The organism is Natrinema zhouii (genome assembly GCF_013456555.2).
Classification (GTDB): Archaea; Halobacteriota; Halobacteria; order Halobacteriales; family Natrialbaceae; genus Natrinema; species Natrinema zhouii.
In genome coordinates this window covers 113,328-133,047 of sequence record NZ_CP084882.1, presented here as the reverse complement: position 1 = coordinate 133,047, position 19,720 = coordinate 113,328, and the positions used below count along the sequence as shown (strand labels likewise).

Annotated in this window: 23 protein-coding genes and 3 pseudogenes; 9 read left to right on the top strand and 17 right to left on the bottom strand. The window is 54.6% G+C overall.

The genetic code is table 11. The features are described from left to right. Positions 1-50 precede the first annotated feature (50 nt). Positions 51-1,484: a DEAD/DEAH box helicase family protein gene (locus tag HYG81_RS38205; RefSeq protein WP_226777837.1), complete on the top strand. Its 1,434-nt coding sequence runs from the start codon at positions 51-53 to the stop codon at positions 1,482-1,484. Next, entirely contained in the window at positions 1,471-2,838 is a 1,368-nt protein-coding gene (locus HYG81_RS38200; RefSeq protein WP_226777836.1) for a DUF790 family protein, read from the top strand. The genes HYG81_RS38205 and HYG81_RS38200 overlap by 14 nt, the downstream gene beginning before the upstream one ends. Positions 2,839-2,913: 75 nt before the next feature. On the opposite strand, the gene HYG81_RS38195 is transcribed toward HYG81_RS38200, so the two are convergent. Then, the gene (locus HYG81_RS38195; RefSeq protein ID WP_226777835.1) at positions 2,914-3,123 is read right to left on the bottom strand and encodes a KTSC domain-containing protein; all 210 of its coding nucleotides are present in this window, start codon (positions 3,121-3,123) and stop codon (positions 2,914-2,916) included. A 300-nt stretch (positions 3,124-3,423) separates the two neighbouring features. Between HYG81_RS38195 and HYG81_RS45460 the strand changes: the two genes are divergently transcribed. Next, complete coding sequence (locus HYG81_RS45460) at positions 3,424-3,558, top strand: hypothetical protein (RefSeq protein ID WP_255647775.1); 135 nt, start codon at positions 3,424-3,426, stop codon at positions 3,556-3,558. Here HYG81_RS45460 and HYG81_RS46090 read toward each other — a convergent pair. Both HYG81_RS46090 and HYG81_RS38185 read right to left on the bottom strand, forming a co-directional pair. Continuing rightward, complete coding sequence (locus HYG81_RS46090; protein WP_486641986.1) at positions 3,544-4,050, bottom strand: DUF8045 domain-containing protein; 507 nt, start codon at positions 4,048-4,050, stop codon at positions 3,544-3,546. The genes HYG81_RS45460 and HYG81_RS46090 overlap by 15 nt on opposite strands. Before the next feature lie 122 nt (positions 4,051-4,172). Continuing rightward, positions 4,173-5,108 (bottom strand): WD40/YVTN/BNR-like repeat-containing protein, encoded by a 936-nt coding sequence (locus HYG81_RS38185; RefSeq protein WP_226777834.1) that lies wholly within the window; start codon positions 5,106-5,108, stop codon positions 4,173-4,175. Between the two features lie 675 nt (positions 5,109-5,783). Between HYG81_RS38185 and HYG81_RS38180 the strand changes: the two genes are divergently transcribed. Both HYG81_RS38180 and HYG81_RS38175 read left to right on the top strand, forming a co-directional pair. Then, positions 5,784-7,070 (top strand): Cdc6/Cdc18 family protein, encoded by a 1,287-nt coding sequence (locus tag HYG81_RS38180; RefSeq protein ID WP_226777833.1) that lies wholly within the window; start codon positions 5,784-5,786, stop codon positions 7,068-7,070. A 349-nt stretch (positions 7,071-7,419) separates the two neighbouring features. Continuing rightward, positions 7,420-7,816: pseudogene (locus HYG81_RS38175) on the top strand (transposase); the annotation flags it as partial. Here the strand turns inward: HYG81_RS38175 and HYG81_RS38170 are convergent. Together HYG81_RS38170 and HYG81_RS38165 are read right to left on the bottom strand one after the other, a co-directional pair. Then, positions 7,810-8,090 (bottom strand): annotated as a pseudogene (locus tag HYG81_RS38170) (IS5/IS1182 family transposase); the annotation flags it as partial. The pseudogenes HYG81_RS38175 and HYG81_RS38170 sit on opposite strands and share 7 nt — an antisense overlap. A 117-nt stretch (positions 8,091-8,207) precedes the next feature. Then, positions 8,208-8,612, bottom strand: coding sequence for a hypothetical protein (locus HYG81_RS38165; RefSeq protein ID WP_226777832.1), 405 nt, complete (start codon positions 8,610-8,612; stop codon positions 8,208-8,210). A 411-nt stretch (positions 8,613-9,023) separates the two neighbouring features. Here HYG81_RS38165 and HYG81_RS38160 point away from each other — a divergent pair, with 411 nt between their 5' ends. Both HYG81_RS38160 and HYG81_RS38155 read left to right on the top strand, forming a co-directional pair. Further along, a complete protein-coding gene (locus HYG81_RS38160; RefSeq protein ID WP_226777831.1) occupies positions 9,024-9,893 on the top strand; it encodes a ParA family protein in 870 nt (289 codons plus the stop codon). A gap of 230 nt (positions 9,894-10,123) precedes the next feature. Further along, entirely contained in the window at positions 10,124-10,306 is a 183-nt protein-coding gene (locus HYG81_RS38155; protein ID WP_226777830.1) for a DUF7970 domain-containing protein, read from the top strand. A gap of 111 nt (positions 10,307-10,417) precedes the next feature. Here HYG81_RS38155 and HYG81_RS38150 read toward each other — a convergent pair whose 3' ends face one another. The 6 genes from HYG81_RS38150 to HYG81_RS38125 all read right to left on the bottom strand — a co-directional run bounded on the left by HYG81_RS38150 (position 10,418) and on the right by HYG81_RS38125 (position 12,997). Continuing rightward, positions 10,418-10,630, bottom strand: coding sequence for a hypothetical protein (locus tag HYG81_RS38150; RefSeq protein WP_226777829.1), 213 nt, complete (start codon positions 10,628-10,630; stop codon positions 10,418-10,420). A 377-nt stretch (positions 10,631-11,007) separates the two neighbouring features. Beyond that, positions 11,008-11,154 (bottom strand): hypothetical protein, encoded by a 147-nt coding sequence (locus HYG81_RS38145; RefSeq protein ID WP_226777828.1) that lies wholly within the window; start codon positions 11,152-11,154, stop codon positions 11,008-11,010. 99 nt (positions 11,155-11,253) lie between these two features. After that, a complete protein-coding gene (locus tag HYG81_RS38140; protein ID WP_226777827.1) occupies positions 11,254-11,427 on the bottom strand; it encodes a hypothetical protein in 174 nt (57 codons plus the stop codon). Positions 11,428-11,677: 250 nt separating this feature from the next. After that, positions 11,678-11,836: a hypothetical protein gene (locus HYG81_RS38135; protein WP_226777826.1), complete on the bottom strand. Its 159-nt coding sequence runs from the start codon at positions 11,834-11,836 to the stop codon at positions 11,678-11,680. Positions 11,837-12,178: 342 nt separating this feature from the next. Next, complete coding sequence (locus HYG81_RS38130; RefSeq protein ID WP_226777825.1) at positions 12,179-12,328, bottom strand: hypothetical protein; 150 nt, start codon at positions 12,326-12,328, stop codon at positions 12,179-12,181. A gap of 528 nt (positions 12,329-12,856) precedes the next feature. Continuing rightward, positions 12,857-12,997 (bottom strand): hypothetical protein, encoded by a 141-nt coding sequence (locus HYG81_RS38125; RefSeq protein ID WP_226777824.1) that lies wholly within the window; start codon positions 12,995-12,997, stop codon positions 12,857-12,859. A gap of 36 nt (positions 12,998-13,033) precedes the next feature. Between HYG81_RS38125 and HYG81_RS38120 the strand changes: the two genes are divergently transcribed. Beyond that, a complete protein-coding gene (locus HYG81_RS38120; protein WP_226777823.1) occupies positions 13,034-13,342 on the top strand; it encodes a hypothetical protein in 309 nt (102 codons plus the stop codon). 1,027 nt (positions 13,343-14,369) lie between these two features. Here HYG81_RS38120 and HYG81_RS38115 read toward each other — a convergent pair. From HYG81_RS38115 to HYG81_RS38100, 4 genes are all read right to left on the bottom strand, one after another. After that, positions 14,370-14,726, bottom strand: coding sequence for a DUF7344 domain-containing protein (locus tag HYG81_RS38115; RefSeq protein ID WP_226777822.1), 357 nt, complete (start codon positions 14,724-14,726; stop codon positions 14,370-14,372). Positions 14,727-14,920: 194 nt separating this feature from the next. Beyond that, positions 14,921-15,139: a hypothetical protein gene (locus HYG81_RS38110; RefSeq protein WP_226777821.1), complete on the bottom strand. Its 219-nt coding sequence runs from the start codon at positions 15,137-15,139 to the stop codon at positions 14,921-14,923. Between the two features lie 633 nt (positions 15,140-15,772). Next, on the bottom strand, positions 15,773-16,075 hold the full coding sequence (gene ddfA / locus HYG81_RS38105; protein WP_226777820.1) for a DdfA family disk-determining factor: 303 nt from the start codon (positions 16,073-16,075) through the stop codon (positions 15,773-15,775). Positions 16,076-16,131: 56 nt separating this feature from the next. Next, positions 16,132-16,821 (bottom strand): helix-turn-helix domain-containing protein, encoded by a 690-nt coding sequence (locus tag HYG81_RS38100; RefSeq protein ID WP_226777819.1) that lies wholly within the window; start codon positions 16,819-16,821, stop codon positions 16,132-16,134. Between the two features lie 732 nt (positions 16,822-17,553). Between HYG81_RS38100 and HYG81_RS38095 the strand changes: the two genes are divergently transcribed. After that, on the top strand, positions 17,554-17,721 hold the full coding sequence (locus HYG81_RS38095; protein WP_226777818.1) for a hypothetical protein: 168 nt from the start codon (positions 17,554-17,556) through the stop codon (positions 17,719-17,721). Positions 17,722-17,804: 83 nt separating this feature from the next. Here HYG81_RS38095 and HYG81_RS38090 read toward each other — a convergent pair. Next, positions 17,805-18,262 (bottom strand): annotated as a pseudogene (locus HYG81_RS38090) (hypothetical protein); the annotation flags it as partial. Positions 18,263-18,385: 123 nt separating this feature from the next. Then, complete coding sequence (locus tag HYG81_RS38085; RefSeq protein WP_226777817.1) at positions 18,386-19,363, bottom strand: hypothetical protein; 978 nt, start codon at positions 19,361-19,363, stop codon at positions 18,386-18,388. Between the last annotated feature and the right edge of the window lie 357 nt (positions 19,364-19,720).

Genomic DNA, 19,720 nt, shown 5'->3' with positions numbered 1-19,720 from the left:
ACGCCTTTTTCAACACAGCTAACCGCACTGATCGACGATACTGGTCACGGATGAACCTCGAGTTCGACGACGGAACGCTCCTGCTCCGCGACGCACCTGAGGGAGTTCCCTACGCAGAGTGGGATGACCGCGTCGACGAATTTCGAGCTCAGGCCTATCGCTATCGGTCGCTTCTTGACTGGGCAGACAAGTGGCAGACTGACTCCAGTGACGATAGCCAATCGACCCTCCGACAGAGCGCTCGTCAATCCCAGCCTCTCGATCTCGAGGACAGCGCCCGTTCCTATCCCGATCTCGCACTCACACCGACCATTCAAGTTGATCCTCGTCACTACCAGCAGGCCGCTCTCGAGGCCTGGCGCGAGCACGAACGCCGGGGCAGTGTCGTGCTGCCGACCGGCAGCGGGAAGACCTTTCTCGGACTGCAAGCGATCATGGACGCTGGCGTCGCGACACTCGTTGTCGTCCCGACAATCGATCTCATGAACCAGTGGCACGCCACACTGACCAATGCCTTTGGTGACCAACTGCCGAATGGCGTCGGCGTACTCGGCGGCGGGTCTCACGAAATTACTGCTGTGACTGTCACAACCTACGACAGCGCCTATCGCTACGTCAACGAGTATGGTGATCAGTTCGGTCTCCTCATCGTCGACGAGGTGCATCACCTACCGGCTCCGACCTACCGCCAGATCCCTGAGATGATGATTGCTCCGTACCGACTCGGACTCACCGCCACCTACGAACGGGCCGACGACAAACACGAGACGCTCGAAGAGCTGCTCGGTCCAGTCGTCTACGAAGAGAATGTGGATGCGCTCGCCGGCGAGTTCCTCAGTGAGTACGAAACCATCCACCTCGAGGTCGAACTCACACCTGAGGAACGCCAGCAGTACGACACGGAGTACGAGATCTATCGTGAGTACGTCGATAGCCACGAGTTCGATATCTGGAAGGAACGAGGGTATCAGGAGTTTCTCAGACGCTCGTCCTACGATTCACAGGGGCGACGGGCACTGATCGCTAAACAGCGCGCAGAGGAGATTGCCCGAACAGCCCACAAAAAGCTCGATACCCTCGATACGCTCATCAAACAACATCACGATGACCGCGTCATCATCTTTACCGCCAACAACGACTTTGCCTACGACATCTCTCAAGAGTTCATCGTTCCCTGCATCACCCATCAGACACCGACTGACGAGCGAACCGACCTTCTCGAGCGCTTCCGGACTGGCGAGTACTCGATGCTCGTGACATCGCAGGTCCTCGACGAAGGAATCGACGTCCCTGCGGCCAACGTGGGAATTATCCTCTCCGGAAGTGCCTCAAAACGCCAGTACGCCCAGCGCCTTGGCCGAATTCTTCGCCCAACAGACGATCGACAGCCCGCACGACTGTACGAGATCATCGCCGCGAACACGAAAGAACGATATGTCTCTCAACAACGTCGTCAGGGGGTAAATTCCAGTGCTGACAGCTGATCTCGCTCGCTCACGAACGACCGGCGGAGAAGTCGTTCCCCTGTTCATCGATCCCACCGAGAACCGCTACCGGGAGACCGCTCGAGAGCTCATTGAGCTGTTCGAGGCCCACTTGGGCAAGCCCAAGGGCGACCTCGAGGCGGCGATCAATGAACTTACGATCGATAATACGGAGTACAAGATCATCCAGGGGTTCGCAAAGCTCCTTACAGACGAGTGTGAATTCGAGGTACACGCATCGACCGAACCTAAAACGATCCGCCACCACCTCTTCGAGTACGCGAACGAACAGTATCCAATCGTTCGCCAGCCAACACTCGGTGAGGATACCCAGAAGCTCGACGTGTATAGCACCGTCGCCGACGAGTTGGGCATCTCTCTTGCCGAGTGTCACCAGGGAATGTACGCAGACCTCGAGGAAAACAAGCGTCTCGTGCGGCTGGGAGAGCGCACCGTTGATGAGAGTACAGCACAGGAGACTGGTGACAAGACACCGTCAACGACGAAACTGACTGGCAGCAGTGATGAAGCCTACCAGGATACAGCACTCACTGTGGAGTGGTTGCTGACTCGCTACAATCTCGCACTCGCACAGGCGGTCCTTTACGATGCAACGCGTATGCGCATCCGCGTGTGGGATCACTTCGGGACGGTATTCAGCTACGTGAAGCTGTTCGGGTTGATGCACCGGATTTATCCGATCGACAGCAACGGGCACCGTGTGGCAAGCACTGATCTCGCCGACGGCTACGAAGCAGTGCTGGACGGGCCTGCCTCGTTGTTCTCCAAGTCCCAAAAGTACGGTATCCGGATGGCGAACTTCTTGCCGGCGTTACCGCTGTGTGATCGCTGGGAGATGGCCGCAGAGATTCTCGTCGACGACACGACAGGGGAAACACATCGATTCACACTCAATCAGACTGACGATCTTGAGTCTCACTACAGTGCTGGCAAACGGTTTGACAGCGATCTCGAGCGAACGCTGGCCCAGAAGTGGGAGCGGGCGACGACCGATTGGAAGTTAGTCCGCGAGGATGATATCCTCGATATCGGTGAGGAAGTGTTGATTCCCGATTTCGCGATCGAACATCCTGACGGCCGCCGAGCAATTCTCGAGATTATGGGATTCTGGACGCCCGAGTACCTCGAGTCAAAGCTCGAGAAGATTCGCCACGCAGATGCCGAGAACCTGGTCGTTGCTGTCTCTGAAAACCTGGACTGTGCTCGCGACGAGTTCGGTGAGGCAAGCGACCGTGTGCTGTGGTTCAAAACCGGGATTCACGTCTACGATCTCGTAGAGGTAGCAGAGGCTCATGCGGTTCACGTGTCTTCAGAGATTTCAGATTCCAATTGAAGCGCACTGTCGGAGACGGTGATCACGGTGCTCTCGTGACTGCCCCCGGATGACTGTGCTTGGCTACTGGCCTCGTCATCGGATTTGGTGATAGCTGTGGCCACGGATATGGACGTTGAAATACCGGCCGAGAGAGTTTGTGTCCATCAATCCGCGATACGTCTCTTCTGGCACGTCGATGTACTGATAGACGCTTCCGTCCTGGAGTTCCACTTCTAAGACCTGCTCATCCGGATCGTATCCGACGCTGTCGAGCAGAGATGATGATACGGATTCGCGGTCCATACCAGCGGTCTTCGCTGATAACGGGGATAAATCCTCGCGAAGGAGCTATTCATCTGAAGATATCCACGACGTCCGCCAATGCCGACATTGAAACAGCGGCATCGACGTGTTGCCATAGCTCGGCGCACGGTCGCTCCAGTCGGTCCTCGCCGTTGATATCCTTGTATCGCCTGAGTTACTGAACGGGGACTGCACAATGCGCGATCTGAACCCACGGCTTGGGACGAAATTCGGACAGTAGTTGAACGACAACTCCAGCAAGCCGATTTGGAGGCGATCAATCATGCGGTTGATCGGTTGATGGAAGAGGGGAACAGCAGAGAGAAGGCCATCGATACGGTCGGGGCGGTACTGCTCGAAGAGATGTCCGAGATGATGGCTGAAAAGGAACCGTTCGACCGAGAACGGTACATCGAACGGTTACAGGAACTCTGAGCGTGCTGGAGCAGTCATAAGAGTTCGGGCAGAATGTTTCATTACCATCCAACAGTTGGAGATACTCGACACATACGCGATTGTTGGGAGAAGTGGCGATGTCTTCGAGGGAGTTGAGGGACGCATGCGGACAGCGTCAGGGCCATATCCATTGGCGTAGCCTGGGAGGGTTGAGGCCCACTGGACGGTCCCTTCATCATCAACGAGTGCGATATTACCGGCGATATCGAAGTTCCCAGAACGTGCGTATGCGTCTGATGGTCGTTGATCGATGCGTTCGGTCAAGTCATGATTGCGTTTGAGATCGCGCTTGTAGACCTCCTCAGGGGACGGATGTCTGATTTTGCCGGGAAAGTCAGTAATTGAGCGGTATCGTTCGTCAATGCGGTCGATTTCGACTGAGAGTCCATGTACATCATGTATCGTTCCCAACAGTCGTATCGTGTGGTTGTGCCAACTTTGGACCTCAGCGTCGGCATAATATTGAACCATCATACCAGAATTCATGCAAGCAAACAGGTTAGTCGTGCTGTGATATATGAACTTGGCCTCAGTCAGTGGCGCAACAAGGAGCAGACGAAATTGAAGTACGAAGTACCAGTACAGTACCCCGTTCAACGGACTGCGAGCGATCGAACCCTAGCTGACACGTGTCCTACATCAGTCCACGTTCCATCCTCGTTGCGGCTGATGAGTCGGCCGTCGTTGGTGCCAGCCAGCACAGCCCCGTCGACGGCAGTCCATGCGAGGATCACCTCTGCTGGTCCACCGGGGTAAGAGACGGTCTCAATCGTCTCGCCAGAGTCCGTCGACTCCACTAGTATCGCGTCGGCACCACTCTCACCGCTCCATGTCCCCGGTGAACTCCGTGCGGCCGCTGCATAGAGCCGTCCATCGAACGTGAAGGCCTCGCGGAAGTATCGGTGATCGAGTTCGGTGTCGAGCCGTGTCCACGACTGCCCGGCATCGCGTGTGCGATAGAGGCCATCACCGCACGAAGCGATGTACTCGTCCGCCCCGAGGACGAGCACGTGGTGGACGTCATCGTGGACGCCGTCGCGGCGCTCGGTCCACGTCTCGCCCTGATCCTCGCTGATGTGGACACCGCCGACCTCGACACCGGTGATCATCCGGTCGGGCGTCTCCGGATGCACGCCGAGACTCCGGACGTGGGCTTCGTTGCGGTGGCGCGGAGTATGCCACTGGTCCCGCGATGGGAGGTCCTGAAAGCCCTCGAGTTCGTTCCATGTCTCACCGCTATCGGTCGAGACGTAGAGGTGCGCGGGATGGGTGCCTGCGTAGAGTCGTTCACCGTCGGGACTGGCGACAACTGAGTACACCTCCTCCTGTGGAACGCCAAGGTCCTCCCATGTTCGCCCATCATCCATCGACCGATACAATCCCGACTTCGTGGCCGCGAACACGCCGTCGATCTCCGGAAACGTCTGGACTCGGGGTGTGTTACCGCTATCAAGCACCTGTTCAACATCGTCGACGGGAACGGATGCTGTACGAAAGACGCCGTCACGAGTACCGATGAGTACCGCCATGGTAGAAGTATGTCCGCTGCCTGATTAACCTCTGGGGAGTTTTATCGTAAACCGTTCCGCGAACTCGTGCTCACCGTTACTGTCTATAACCTCGAACGAGCAATCAAAAAGAGACCCCTACGTCTTTTGTGAATTCAATGAAGCATTCAAGTCGAAAAAGAATAGCGTTTTTTGTGATGAGATGAGGAAGACACGGGTTCTCGACCGATAGTCGTTTCATCCGCGCAAGAATGAGTCGAAAAGGGATACTACGATTTTAGGTGGAGGTTGTTCCCTACATGATGATAGGTGAGAAGTATGTATAGAGATACTGGACGGAACCGCTACTTCCAACTCCTGTTTCTTTTAAGAACCTCTCCCACCCCACCGTTTCCAACTTAGGGAGAAACACGTAGAAGGAAATAGCGGAACAGGTGTTTCCCTAACACAATGAACACAACTAGCCTCTCATCTAGCTGCGTTTTTCGCTAGTGCGGGTTTGGTTTTATCGCTATTGCAATAAGTATTTCTCTTTTTCTATAGCAACGTATAGCTGGCCCCACTCGTTCTCACGGGGAAGTTGGAAATGGTGGGGGGGGTGTGTTTTATAAGGGATCCGCTGGTTGGAAGTGATGGTGCGGGGTTGAAGAGTTGGAAGGCGTGGTTTTATGAGGATATCCTGTGTGATGTTGTTACATGGGCTACTTCGACGATGATGGGTTCCTTGACGAACATATCATCAAAGACCGAAGCATCCTGAAACCCGAGCACAAACCCAAGAAACTGGAAGAGCGAGACGAGGAACTCGAAGACTATGTGAAACTCCTCCGCCCTCTACTGAAGGGCTGGGATCTCGACAACATCTTTCTCTACGGCCACTCCGGTGTCGGCAAGACAGTCGCAACTCGCACTCTTCTCCCTGATTTACGAGACAAGGCAGAGGAACAGGCTATCGATGTGGATATCCTCGAAATCAACTGCTCATCCGCAAATACGTCCTACCAATCGACGATCGAACTCATTAACGAGGCCCGCAATCCCGAGTATCCACTGACGACACTAAACCTGGACAAATCTGAGCTGAGTAAGACAGGCTATCCTGCTGAACAGGTCTATGATGAACTCTTTGACGACCTGAACAAGGGAGCCGAGGATATTATTCTCGTACTCGACGAGGTGAACACTCTCAGCACCGACAGCGAACTTCTCTATCAGCTTACTCGTGGACAGACAATGCACAAACTCGAAGCCGAGCTGTGTATTATCGGGATCAGTAACGACTTCAATTTCAGAGACGATCTCCCTGCACGGGTAAAGGACACGCTCTGCGAAACCGAGCTTCACTTCCCTGCATACGAGCAGGGTGATCTCATTTCGATTCTCTCGCGCCGCGCTGAGCAAGCGTTCTACGAGGGGACGACTGAAAACGGTGTCATCGAACTCTGTGCGGCTCTAGCATCTCGAGACCGTGGCTCGGCTCGCCAAGCTATTCGACTACTCCGGAAAGCTGCTGAACTCGCGGAGAACGAATCAGTGGAGACAGAAGATAGTGACTGTATCGAGGAACAACACGTGCGAAACGCTGAGGATATCATTGAGCGAAATCAGGTGACAACTGGCATCCGTAAACTTCCATCACATCGGAAGTACGTCTTGCTGGCGACCACAAATCTCTCTGCCCAGGGGAAAACACCCGCTCAAACAAGAGACATATATGAGTACTATAAGTCGGTGGCAGAGGAGTTTGGACGAGATCCACTCACTCGACGTGGAGCGCACGAACATCTGCTCGAAATGTGTGATAACGGTATTCTCAAGAACGTAAACCGAGATCAGCGCGGACGTGGGCGACCGAACAAATACAAACTTGATACGCCCCTTGAAACAGTGATCGATGCGTTAGAGCAAGAAGAGGACGGTGAAATCGGGGATCTGGATAATCTGCGTGAAAAAGCAAACCGGCAAACCACACTCACTGAATGACTTGGAAGCAGTGGGGTGTCGTCTTTTATATACCTCGAAGCGATGGAACGGTTAGAAGCGCTGGTAACGGACCCATCTCGACGTAAGTTGGAAAACATGGGGTGTTACTAATTTAAGGATGGAACGGTTGGTCGGGTTGGAAATGATGGTATGACGTACGTCAGACATGAGTTGGAAGTCGTGGGGGGTGCTTATTTAAATACTTGGAAGCCTTGGTTAATGGCAGTATCCCCGATCACCAACTATAGCGAGTATTTTAGTGACGCTCTTCGGAAATAGATTGTTGGTCGGGAGAGCTGGCGCTGTGAAAGCGTAGTGGGCAAGGGTAATGTTGACGCATCACCCGACTATATCCCCAGTTGAAATATTTCGCTCGGAGGCGAGCGCCGCGAACCTGATCCAGCAGGTTCGCTGACGCGAGGTCCTCCAGTGCCCGCGCTGCCGGTCTGAGTTAGTGATCGAGTACGGCAGATATCGAGAGTCAACGGTATTGCTGTAAAAATTGTGGACGTACGTTCACCGACAAGACCGTCCTCGATCAATTGTTGTTCGCGTTCTACTCGTTGCTCCGGTTCAACACGAGTATCCGCCAGTTAGACGCTGAACTCGACATCTCCTACTGGTCACTTCGGCGGCGCGTCGAGCGTTCTGGTGAAGCGCTCGACGCGCCTCGCATCGATCTTGTTGGCCCAGTCGAGATCGATAAGTTCTACATCTCTGCCGGGAAGAAAGGTCGCGAGCGTGACTCCTGCATCGGAAACTCGCCGTCCCGCTTGCTGAACGATGTGTAATCCGGCGATTTCTCAAGACCAAATACGTCAAGGATTCCGGGCATCTCGTTGAGATAGTCTTCAAGCTTCCGGAGCGGTTTGTCGGTTTTCTCTTTGAGCAGAAGGAGTGCGATTTTCGTGGACTTCTCGTACTCGTCGTCGCCTTTGGCGACGGCGGATACGTTGGATCCTCTACGTGGATCGAGACAAAATATTGAAATGTCTGTGCAAGGTTCCTGAGACAGCCCATATCGCCAGACGGCGTCCAAATTCCCTGAAATCAGTGATAAAACCAGCAGAATGAAAGCCGGTTCAACGGAGCATGGATTCACTCGCCTCGAGACAGAGATGAAAACGACGAAGCTGGCTATTCTTCAGCGATCCGGGCCTCGATCAACACGGCCGATAGGGCGTCCTCCAGGTCGACGCTATTGGCGACGCCGGCTGGCACCTCGAGTTCTATTGACAGTGACTGCTCAGGATCGGCGGCGTAGTCCAGCTTGGCCGTAGCCTCGACATCGATCGGTGCGGTCTCAGCGTTGTACTCGAATGGGGATGGATACTTGCCCTCCAGTTCCGCCCCCTTCTGAAACCGAACTTGTGGGGAGCGACTGTGAAAATACCGCGAGCGGCGCGGAAGGTGGGAAATGCCCGCTCGCGGCGTATGGGGATGCTGGCTGTGTCGCGCACGTGGGAACGCGACATACGGGCCAAGGCCCGCTGGCCGCTTGAGTTCAACGCCAAAATCAATTGGGTCGTCGCCTACTGTCACCACAGTGCTATAGCCCGCTAGCCGAAGCCAACGCTAGCCGTCGCGTCTGCTAGTTGCGGAGGGTCTACCAACGTTGATCGGTCGGCGTTCTGTCTGCCTATACGTGACCCGTCACGGCGATGGCCGCTTTCTGAGCTATAGTAGAATCTGGAAGTCTTTGCAATGCGCACTAACGTAACCAGCTGCTATCCGTCGACCCTTACCGATCTATCGAGTGCTGTGAGCAAAGACTTCTGGGGATTACTATAGACGCCCTAACGAACGGCGAGCATTACCGGATTACCGAAAGGAGAACGCCACTCGAGAGTTAAACTGCTTAGTAATACTGACCAGACAGACTGGATGTTTTAAACAGTATTACTGGCTTGTCTGCCGAGTATTTATGTAGGGGTGGAACGACATTCTGCCTGTATGATACCGTATACGGTGTGGTCGGAGGCCGGCGGCGTCGGAAAGACTACGCTCGTCGCGACCCTCTCTCGCGCACATGTTAACCGCGGCCAGAAGGTGCTGGTGATCGATATGGACCCACAAGACGGCGGGCTGACCCATCACTTCGGTCTCGACGACGATAAGGGGAGCGCCGACGCGGACAATCTCGTGATGCACATGATCGGTCGACCACGCGGGGACTTCGACGATCTCGTGCGCTCGAGTGAGGGCGTCGATGTAATTCCAAGTCACAATATGCTCGGCACTCTTGACGACCTCCTATCCAAAGCTCAAGAACTCGAGGAAGACACGAACCCGGACCCAGAGTACGAATTTGAAAAGGAACGCCAACTTCGGCGCGTGCTCGTCGACGCCGGCGTACCCTCGGAGTACGACGTAATCATGATCGACCCGCCGGCATCGGAGGGTCAACACCTGTATAACGCCGTCTACGCGACAGGTAACCTCTTAATCCCGTTCGAACCGTCCCCGAAAGGCGAGCGTAGTATTCAGGGCCTACGGGACGTAATCAATGGATTCGAGGACGAACTCGGTGATATCGACGTGGGCGTAATCGGCACCGTCCCGAATAAGGTCAGTAGGACGAACATCAACCAGAAGTATCTCGATGCGCTCGAGGATGAAGCACTCCCAATTGCGCCGATATCGATCGGTGAACGCGGGTCAATGCTCGGCGAAGCGTGGGATAACCAGGTATCGATCTACGAGCTGGCTGAGAACGAATCCTATCGTGACCTCCGAGACTACGAGCAACCGACTCTCGAGAAATTCGATGAACTAGCGGAGTATATCACCGAACAGTTCGCCGCAACCGAGGCCACAGCATGAAATCAGGCACAACTGATCCGTTCGCGAATGACAACGAGGACGAACAGACAGCAGAGACAGACAGTATCACCAGTCAGACTGACGGGTCAGACTTGACCGAACAATACGACAGTACGACGGATCAAACCGGTGCAAATCAATCGCAGTCTAGCGGTAATACCAGACAGTTTGACCGGTCAGACTTACCAAGAATAGTCGGTCGGGACAAGGTCAAAGACGACCGCGACGACGTGCATCAACTGTTTGTCTACGCGGATACGGACGACAGAGAAGAGAAAGCCCGCCGAGACCTCAATGACCGATTCGATGACGACCTCTACAAACTTGACGCTCGAGAGGCAATCTATCTGGCCGGTATGCAAAACTTAGACGACGCCGAGGATATCCTCCGCGAATGGGGACAGGACTTCTGACAGGTCTGGTCTAATTCTCACCGCCGATTTATAGAACAACCCCGACAACAACCTCTCGTTCAAACGCCGACCCGCTGGCCGACCATAAGTGCCGTTCGCGCCGTGGATCTGCTACTCGGTGGCGGCACCAAAGCGAGTGGCGCTGGCGATTTGGACTCGTTTAGGACCGCCTTTCTTCGGAACGCACGATGTGAACAACGTCGGGTACTCGTGCTCGAGGACGTTCGCCGAGCGGTAGTCGTACAAATTCGAGAGATCTTTCATGACGACGAGGACACCGCCGGGCGTTTCCTCGAGCCGGTGGATGGGTTTGGGTTCGGTCATTCGGATTCACCGCTGAACCCGATGATGATTGTATACCCGTGGCCGAACACGTCCCGTCGGAACGCGATGGTATCGGGGTTGGCCGTCGGCCGTGGGCGGCCATGACTATCGTGATACTTTCAGAGGTAGCTTTCGCGGGACGCCTCAGTTTCCGTGAAGTAGTCCTCGAAATTACTCGTTCGGAATCACCCCGCAGTTCCGCTCTAACGAGCCGCTGTGTCGCGCCACGAATCGCTCCGCTCCAATTTTGATACTCGCCCGACTCGACGCGCGTCGATCACCGCGAGCACGTCGCCCTTTTCCTGATAGGAGACGCGTTCGGTCGCCGTCGCGGTCGTCTGGCGGTCGCAGTCGCCGGTTTCGCGCTAGGAGGACATCTATGCGTCACCCCCGTAGAACCCGACACCCTCGAGGAACGTTTCAACCGTCTCGTCGTAATCATAGGTGTCTATCTTGAGGTAGCAGTACATGCCGTTCTCGCTGTCAAACTCATGGATTTGCCACCCTTTGCGGTCGATGCGCACCCACACCTCCGCACAGACCGACTCATCGAACCGGCCGACTCGCGTGACGTATTCGCGTTTCTTCGCCGCGGAGAACCAATCCGTTTTGTCTTGGACGAATCACACCGGCCACGGATCTTTTACGGCGAACACGTCAATGAACCCCAGTGGGTCGGTATTCGAGTAGGCGTCTACTTTATCAACGTTATCCGTCCCGTAGACACGACCAAGGATGTCGGCTGTCTCGCGTTCATTCTGTGTGCCTTTCTCGTTTGTGGATTCGGCCTCACTCATTGGTCTCACCTGTCTTTTCGTGTCGGTTGTCTTCCTTGAGCACCACCCCGAGTGCGTCGTGTAGCTCTCGCGCCCGTTCGACCGGTCCGAGATTCAACTCGAGGTGGCGGTCAGAAAAGCGCCGATCGCCGAATAGTGGCGGGTCGCGGACCTGATTCACTCGAATCGGGATATTCAGCGGTTCCTCGATGGACGCCTCATAGTAGGACGTTTGGGCCGGATTACTCCAACCGGCGTAGTGATTCTGTTTCTAGTCGATCCCCTTCTCTTTTACCCGCCCCTCGGTCGCCGGGAGGTCCGGTTCGTATTTCGGTCGCGGGCGATCATGGTAGTCACCGAGTACGTCGTCGTCGAAGTGCCCGGTCTGGATGGTGGACACCTGGTCACTCTGGCTTGAGTCACTACACATCGTTTCCTTCAGAGTGATCAGTAGTCGTGTGTAATGGTCGTAGATTTCGGAATTCTAAACACACACGCTTAAGTAGTCCTTCACATAGTTCTAAAACGGAATAAATGGGTTCTGATAGTGAACCAGTGGAGGTTTCAGTTATCTGCGAATCGTGCGGAATCCAACACCAAGCGCACAAATTTGCTGAGAGAGAGTTTAGCCTTATTGACCGGGACAATACGTGTCGGTGTGGTGGAACCGAGTTCCAGACTTGGGAACAGAAAGTCGAGGCATCGTCTTTCGGGAACTGATTAGTCCCGTCTGAGCCATTATCGGTTCCGCTCATTCATTGACACCTCGCTCCTACTCGAGTTCTCCCTGTCCGACGGGCTCTGACTCGACGCCCTTGAACCCGACGGAATCGGCCACTTCGGTCCTCGATACCAGTTCCGGCGTGAACCCGTGATAGGCATGGCACTTCCGAACCACGCTCGCTCGGGAGCGTAGTACCACACCCACCGGTCTCGGGGTCTCGACACCGGAGGACCTCGTCACTTGCGAGCCCTGCTAGCGGGTCATCTGTCTGTGCCTGTCCCACATCGATCGGTTGTTCCGGTTGCGGTGTACTGTTCATGCCTTAGATCTCTGACTTCGGCTGTTTTGTGTGTGTGAGAACGGCCAGAATTTCATCTCTATGCCATGTGAATTGTATGTGAAGGCTCACTCCCGGTAAACGGACGCCTAGAGTGTCCGAGACTAACGAAAACAGCGGAAACGGTGGTGTGGGAAAAGATTGTATTCTGGCTATGCACACCTGACAACATACCAACTGATGCCACCGATATACTCGCCGCACTCGAGGAGAAGTACCCCGACGCCGTCGCTGCTGACGCCCAACCGGAGGGATCGACGATCTCGAAAACGCACACAACTCAATCGAAGCCGCGTTCGTGGCCCACTTCCGTTCCCGTGCATCGAACTCCAGATTCGGAATCAGGCCAGCGGCGAGGCGGGCTAGCACCGGATCGAACTCGCGGGCGGTCACTGGGGATATGCATACGACCAGCCGCCCGCTGGCATCTCGCGGCTCGTGACTTTCTCGAGACGACTATCGATGCCGACGAGTTCGAACAGTGATGGGACGAGAACGTCGGGTTTGGTGGCGAGGAATAGCACTCTCATCCACTGAGTCGCGCCCGAAGCGATATCCCACGGGACATGGAGACTCCACACGGCCGGCTGTGCGACCGGCCGAAAAGGGACAAACCCACAGTACTCGCGTATCACCCCCTTTCGCCGATGGAACTACGCCCCTCGAGTCCCGACTGTCGTATATGTCCAGCGCTTGATCTCGACGACCTCGAGTTACTGGATACCACAGAAGGAATTGAGTTCTACAAAGACGGCGAGAACGTTGTCGTTTCGAGTGAGTCCATTCGCGCGGGGGAGGATGGCGTCAGAATCACCTACAATTCGCTGGTGAACGCCGTCGTGGAACTGCGAGACCAGTATCGAGAAGAGGAGTAACCATGCCCCTCGCACTCTGAAACTCGCCCGAACTGCTATCCGTCCCCGTGTGGACACTCCGCATGGCCGGTCGAACGGTCCGGCCGACAGGGAACTAGGAGGAACATCCGCTCCATATAACTCATCCCCCTGTCCGATGGAACTACGCCTCTCGAGTCTCGACTCTCTCCTATGTCCAACTCCCGAATCCGACAGTTCCGCGTTCGCTCGCCGTCCGATCGCGACGGCTAGCAGATCTCGACCGTGGCCTGTCGAACGACCAACACGGCGGTGACCGAACACTCGCCGGTCACGGAGACTGACATGGCGATTGACGAGTCACATTTCTACGTGACGCTGATTCGGGAGAGCGAGTATCGGTTCCACCAGACGAGTACGAGCACTTGGTCGTGCCCGACGGTGCGCTCGGCGAGCTGGACGAGTGGCTCGAAGGTGGCGAGTAACCGACCGTGCCGGAACTATCGATCCAACTGCTACAATTTCTGGCAGTAATGGTCTCTGTGATGTTTGTCTCGATTCGGTTTGTTCACGGCCAAAGCACTGACGAACCGTTCATCAACTCACAATACATCTACTCGAGCACTGATGCGGATGGCGTCGATTATCAGGTCTATCTACCGTATTCTACGATCTTGTTGGGTGCTGCGTTCGTCCCACTACTGCTAGCATTACTGACTCTCGCTGCGAATGTCGTTGCGTATGGGTACTGGGGACAGACATACCACTCGCTGTTTCTATTCGCAACCACACTCATGTTCGTCGGATTAACGGCCCTCTCTCTATTCATCCTCTATTCACTCCCACAGTTTCGCATCTCGGTTGTGTAGTCCCCCGATTCTTTTTATCGGAAGCCGTGCCCAACCCCAGCATGCGAACCCCACAGAGGACTTGCTCCTAATCGAGGTACTCGTCGAATACCACGCGGATCGAAAGAGGATGCCCAACCCGAACGGGCGGCTCGAGGTGATTGGTGACGGATATCATCTTCGCGTTCTCTATACCCACGACCGTTCTGTTGGCCAGCTACCTACACATCAGTGTATCCGGCCAGTTCCAGGTACGGTGCTACCATACCCCGTTTGACCGCTAATTCTACTATTTCCCTTTTCCCATCGTACTCGATTAGTCCTGCCTCCTGCAAGTGAGGGAGGTGACAGTGAGCCAGATCGGTAAGTATCCGCTCATACCACTCGTACGATGGCTGTTCTTCTTTGATCGCGATGTACTCGGCAAGGTCACCGAGTGCGATCGCGGCCGGTTTCTGCGCCAGATATGCTAGGGTCTGCTGTCGGCGTTCGTGTGAAAAGGCCGTGAACAGCTGGGTCGGGGTAATATCGCGGCGGCCATCCTCCGGCTGATTCGTGTCTCGGGTTGTCGGCATCATAGGTCGGCTAGTGTCCTGTACTTGTGCGGCGTTCAGACCGGCTGGCTCTCATGAAACGCCCTCAACAAAGTACGTCTACCTCGGGGCATGTGAAGGTGTCACATAAACCTTCCTATCTTGAAAAGATACTAGAACACGAATATTCACTGTTTTCGGGTAGTCAGACTGCCAATGAGACGAACAGTGGCCTGGGGTTACTCTTCGAGAAACGTCGGTTCGTACGTGGACTCCGTGGGCGATATTTTCTCAATTGTCATCCGCCAGTTTGGGGCATCAGAGACAGAAGATGCGATTTCCCACGTGCCTTCGATATCTGCGCCCCGACCAAATGCGGTGAGGATCAACTCCTGGAGATCGTGTTCGAATGCAGTTGTCACGTCAGCGAAGGGTTCGGAGGGGTCAGTGTTTTCCATGATAGAGAGAGGGTTCAGAACGGTAGAGACTGTTTGAACTCTCACATCTTCCACGGACGGGACGGTGATAACTATGTCGTTCGCTCATCCAGCTACCCGACAGTCTTCTACCTAATACAGATCTATTTGGAAGGATGTGGTGAATGTGAGATTTGAGGGTGGCGATTAATTAACTTTCACATGGCATTCGGGTATCAGAGAACGATTTTCATGGGGCTGTTTTCATCCCGATTTCGGTGAACCAACCGATACGTAGGCTTGCGTATTGATCGCTATAAACAGTCGTTTGCTTAATCTTGCGGTTCGCCACAATTGTACGACTCAACGAGAGGCGTCGCACAGGTCTCACAGTACGTATAAATCATCTCTCTTTCCACCGTGCCACAGTTCAGACACCGCTTGTATTCCTGTACAGGCATGCTCATTTCCCCTTATTCGGATGAATACTGGAAATTATCGCTCATTCGAGTTGCCAAATCTGGATTTCCCAATTCGGATGGTCAGTTGTCGACTGGATCCGGAGGCTCCCTTCTATTTCGACATCGTTGGTTTCTGCTTCTTCTAAAATCGCTTGGAGAGCGGAACGAAGCGATTCGGTGTCATCAATTGACTGCCCATTTGTCATGGAGTGTGTTACAGGTCGACTGTACTGCTGCTCTCCGATCCTTCTACCTGAGAGACGTGAACGTAGTTGGCGGTCACTGCGACACGATACGTTGTATAGGTAAATTCCAGATATACGTCGTCTTGATCCGCGTCATCACTGGAGTGGGGATGAAAGAGGGTATTCAGGGCATCAGGGTCGATATATTCATAGAGTGGATCCAACTCAATTGGATCACGATTTGCTGCCTCTGCAACAGCAGCGATAACCGTTTGGCTGACGGGGACATCCTCACTGTACGTATACTTGACAGGGGAATCTGTGCTTGACATCTATTTCCTATTGAGCACTCCATACGTGTGAGTCTCCGTAGTCAGTAGCTACGTGTTTAAGTGGCATCTCGTTCAGATGGTGATTGATCAGTGATACCATCGGTGTCTGAACGGACCGTCTGTTCAACGAGTGTGTTTAGTGCTCGCCGCAGCCGCCGCCCAAGTGCAGACGAGGTAACCTCGACCTCCTCGGCCAACTCTTCGAGCGTGACACAGCGTGGTTGATTAAAATAGCCCCGTTCGTGCGCTTGAACGAGCACTTCGTACTGGGCAGGAGTCAATTCGAACCGTTCAGCCGGGTCATCAGGCTGTTCCTGATAGAGGCGGTGAAGCTGAAACGGGATTCCTTCCTCTTGGCAGGCTTCACGGTACGCTTTTAGAGCCTCCAGAGTGGGGATGCGGGCACGAAAGTGGGACTCCTCATGTGTGGTTGTAATATCGAGATACACCATATCGTACTCAGCCGCTTTTGGATACAATAACTCCTGTACAGCGTCTTCGGGGTACGTCACACGATATAAACGTCGGTCGTCGAGTTCAGTGAGACAGGCGTACTCTTTGGTGGTGGGATTGGCTTGGAGTGCTGATTCGAACGTGTCGAAATCATCACCAGAAGTCCAGAAGACGTGTTTCGCTTCTCCCGCCTGCGTCATATGGATGTCCTCCGTGTGGAATACCATCTCTGGAACTGCTTCGGCTTCTCTCATAAGCGGAGAAACAATGCTGAACTCGGCGATCAAACTCATTTGTCACCCCGTATGTCCGAATCGCATGACGTCGGTACTGTGACCACGTCATACAAAGGGGACAGCAACTCCCGGCTATGTCTCCCCCATTCAGTATCAACTGCCTGCATCAGATCCTCTCTCAACAGATGTGATTTTGTCATACGGCCTCCTTACAGGGCGCATCACACCAGAGGTATTGAATCCCCGTTAATCCCATTAGAAGGATTATAGTACCATAGATAATAGCGTGTCACCACCACCGCAGCTGATGAGTAACGTCGTAGATATTATTTATCGTATAGGCATTGGCAGTAAATTTCCAGAGGTCAACTTACAGCGTTCCATCGTTCGTCTGTACCGAACGGCAACTACGTATGCGTACTCGTCGTAGGATATATATTGTCTCTCGGTTAATCAAAAAATGTAGCTATAGTGGAACTTAAGGGAGAATATCAGTAACTCCTTATACAGACATGCGTAATACCAAACAACCCAGAGCCCGATCACAGAACGACTCACCATCCGCTAACGAAGACGTGGCAAAACTTCGTCTTCAACTGTATCATCTATCTCTTTCAGAATTAGAAGCGACAGGATTGGTCAACTATGATCGAGACGAACAGATTGTAAAGAAAGGACCAAAATTTGACAAAAAGCGACTAGAGTGGTAGATGGTTGGCTGTTCTTCCATCAGCATTGTGAGCCATGCCATACCACTTTCTCTGTGGCAGCCTATATCTACATTCGCTAATGACAATGAACTCGCCTACTTCGAAAGAAGAGTTTCAAGAAGCACTCGATGAACTCACACAAAGAGCATATCAAAACGGTGTAAAAGTTGCTGATGGAGGCTATGAACTAATTCGCCATGATGAAACCACACCTGACTGGAACATGACAATAATACGTCTGAAATAGCTCGCTCTTCACTGAACAATTCTTGACCTGTACTCATCGTTTGTTGGGTAGTCACAGAGAGAGTATGGGAACTTTTCTATGACATCCTGTAGGTGGTAGCTGGTCTGATCACGCTGGAAGCTACTCGCACCAATGGCGGCGACCCCACTCCAGCCATAGTAGCCACTGAAAGTCAATGCACACCTGATCGCACGACGGCTGTGCGATCAGTGTGTAAATCGTTTCAGTTGTTTCTATAGCTTGCTCCGCGCTGCGGCAGAGCAGGCTGCGGAGTTCACGCATATTCTGTTCCCACTGGCAGAGCGTAGTATGATCTGGGGAGCTGTCAAGGTTGAGTCCTTCGCAGACGGCTCTAGAGTCGTTGAACCACGCTTCAGTTTCGCGGAGGTTTTGCCAAGTTCTGCATGCAGGAGGATCAACGCGATCTGAGCCCACTCGGCGAACCCGCTGTCGCCGTTGGGCGCAGCGGGTTCATCTAGATCATCTCGTGCTGCTTAGCAAAGTTATCACATTGCCGTATGGTCGGTCGCTTTGACCTCATATCGCAAGATGGCCCCAACTCACTACAAGTCTCACGAAGAACAGTGGAGAGAACGCCTGAGAACAGGATTAGATGACCTCAAAACAGAGTAGTTCCAGTTTAAAATAAAAACCGGATTGCTAACTACTGGGACCGATCCAGCCAAGACCAATCGACGCGCGAGCGCACCAGGGTTGGCAGCTCAAGCCCGCCGGCGACGGCGAGACAGGAGACGAACGCGGTTGTCCCGAGTTTGCCGCCTGTACCGGCGAGGGCCGGCGTGACCACGACGTAGACGAGCCCACAGATGAGGCCGGCCCACACGACTTGGCCGAGGGTCCCGAGCCGGTCGGCACTCGACATCCCGACGAACGAGGCACAGAAAGCCACGGCAACCAGCGTCGATCCCAGCGTGGGCAGGACGATTGGGAACATGAGGCCGGCAGCCAGCCCGACCACTGCGGACGCGACGACTGCACTCGCGCCGGCGTGCGTGCGTAACACGACGGTCGCGACTGCTGCGACGACGGCGACGGCGACGATTGCAGGTACAACCTCCCAGACGAGTGTACTGCCGACGGCGTAGTCGGCATCGAGCAGGGCTACGCTCGTGAGAGAGCCAAAGAGTGCGAGCGCGCCGTATTTGCCACCGAAACCGCCGAAGACGTCCGTCGCCGCGACGAACGCGAGCCCGGCGACCGTCCCCGCGATCGCGACTCCACCGAGCGACGAGAGGACGGCCGGTGAAACCATCCCGACGAACGATCCGCAGTAGGCTGCACCGTCGACCTGCGGGAGCGCGAGGCCAACGACCAGGCCGATGAGCGCGGAAGCACGTACTGGACCGAGGCCGGCGTGGATGCTCAGCTCGTAGGTCACGACTGCCGCCGTGGCAACCACGAGCGCGTCCACGGTCGCTGTTTGATCGAGACCGACCGCGTCAATGCGCGAGAGGCGCTGGCGTTCCGTCTCGGCAACGACGGTTCCTGCCAGCGCGACGCCGATCGGAACGGTCAGGAACCCGATCGAGAGATCGGGCGGCGCGCGAACGGCACTGAGAAGTAACGCAGCAGGCGTGACGAGCAACGCGACGTAGCCAACGAGTCGACCCGGACCGGACACGTATTGGTCTTCGGTCGAGGAGAACGGAGTGGGTTACGGTTCGACCCTCAAGTCCCAGTGGCCGGTTCAGATCAAGATTCCGATCCAATTGGGGCGACCGGTAGTCAGACACACCTGCCGGCTCAACTCCGCAGTAGGCCGTCGTCGATCGGGATCTCGGCATTGTTGACGAAACTCGCGCAGACTTGAGGGGAAGGCAACGTTGTCGAGTAAGCTCGAACCGTCCTGTCTGTTCTCAAAACGGCTGGTTGCAGATGACTGAGACCGTGAACTCGGCAGTCAAGCGCTCGCACGGCGAAGCCGAGCGAGCGCGTTCATGGATTCGTGAGTTCTGAGAAGCCGCTCTAATGTGTTGTC

What these genes read in the sequence shown, in the direction of transcription:
- HYG81_RS38205 (WP_226777837.1), top strand. Translation starts at nt 51, where the DNA reads ATGAACCTCGAGTTCGACGACGGAACGCTCCTGCTCCGCGACGCACCT.
- HYG81_RS38195 (WP_226777835.1), bottom strand. Translation starts at nt 3,123, where the DNA reads ATGGACCGCGAATCCGTATCATCATCTCTGCTCGACAGCGTCGGATAC.
- HYG81_RS45460 (WP_255647775.1), top strand. Translation starts at nt 3,424, where the DNA reads ATGGAAGAGGGGAACAGCAGAGAGAAGGCCATCGATACGGTCGGGGCG.
- HYG81_RS46090 (WP_486641986.1), bottom strand. Translation starts at nt 4,050, where the DNA reads ATGGTTCAATATTATGCCGACGCTGAGGTCCAAAGTTGGCACAACCAC.
- HYG81_RS38185 (WP_226777834.1), bottom strand. Translation starts at nt 5,108, where the DNA reads ATGGCGGTACTCATCGGTACTCGTGACGGCGTCTTTCGTACAGCATCC.
- HYG81_RS38180 (WP_226777833.1), top strand. Translation starts at nt 5,784, where the DNA reads ATGGGCTACTTCGACGATGATGGGTTCCTTGACGAACATATCATCAAA.
- HYG81_RS38160 (WP_226777831.1), top strand. Translation starts at nt 9,024, where the DNA reads ATGATACCGTATACGGTGTGGTCGGAGGCCGGCGGCGTCGGAAAGACT.
- HYG81_RS38150 (WP_226777829.1), bottom strand. Translation starts at nt 10,630, where the DNA reads ATGACCGAACCCAAACCCATCCACCGGCTCGAGGAAACGCCCGGCGGT.
- HYG81_RS38140 (WP_226777827.1), bottom strand. Translation starts at nt 11,427, where the DNA reads ATGAGTGAGGCCGAATCCACAAACGAGAAAGGCACACAGAATGAACGC.
- HYG81_RS38135 (WP_226777826.1), bottom strand. Translation starts at nt 11,836, where the DNA reads ATGTGTAGTGACTCAAGCCAGAGTGACCAGGTGTCCACCATCCAGACC.
- HYG81_RS38125 (WP_226777824.1), bottom strand. Translation starts at nt 12,997, where the DNA reads ATGAGAGTGCTATTCCTCGCCACCAAACCCGACGTTCTCGTCCCATCA.
- HYG81_RS38120 (WP_226777823.1), top strand. Translation starts at nt 13,034, where the DNA reads ATGGAGACTCCACACGGCCGGCTGTGCGACCGGCCGAAAAGGGACAAA.
- HYG81_RS38115 (WP_226777822.1), bottom strand. Translation starts at nt 14,726, where the DNA reads ATGATGCCGACAACCCGAGACACGAATCAGCCGGAGGATGGCCGCCGC.
- HYG81_RS38110 (WP_226777821.1), bottom strand. Translation starts at nt 15,139, where the DNA reads ATGGAAAACACTGACCCCTCCGAACCCTTCGCTGACGTGACAACTGCA.
- ddfA (WP_226777820.1), bottom strand. Translation starts at nt 16,075, where the DNA reads ATGTCAAGCACAGATTCCCCTGTCAAGTATACGTACAGTGAGGATGTC.
- HYG81_RS38100 (WP_226777819.1), bottom strand. Translation starts at nt 16,821, where the DNA reads ATGAGTTTGATCGCCGAGTTCAGCATTGTTTCTCCGCTTATGAGAGAA.
- HYG81_RS38095 (WP_226777818.1), top strand. Translation starts at nt 17,554, where the DNA reads ATGACAATGAACTCGCCTACTTCGAAAGAAGAGTTTCAAGAAGCACTC.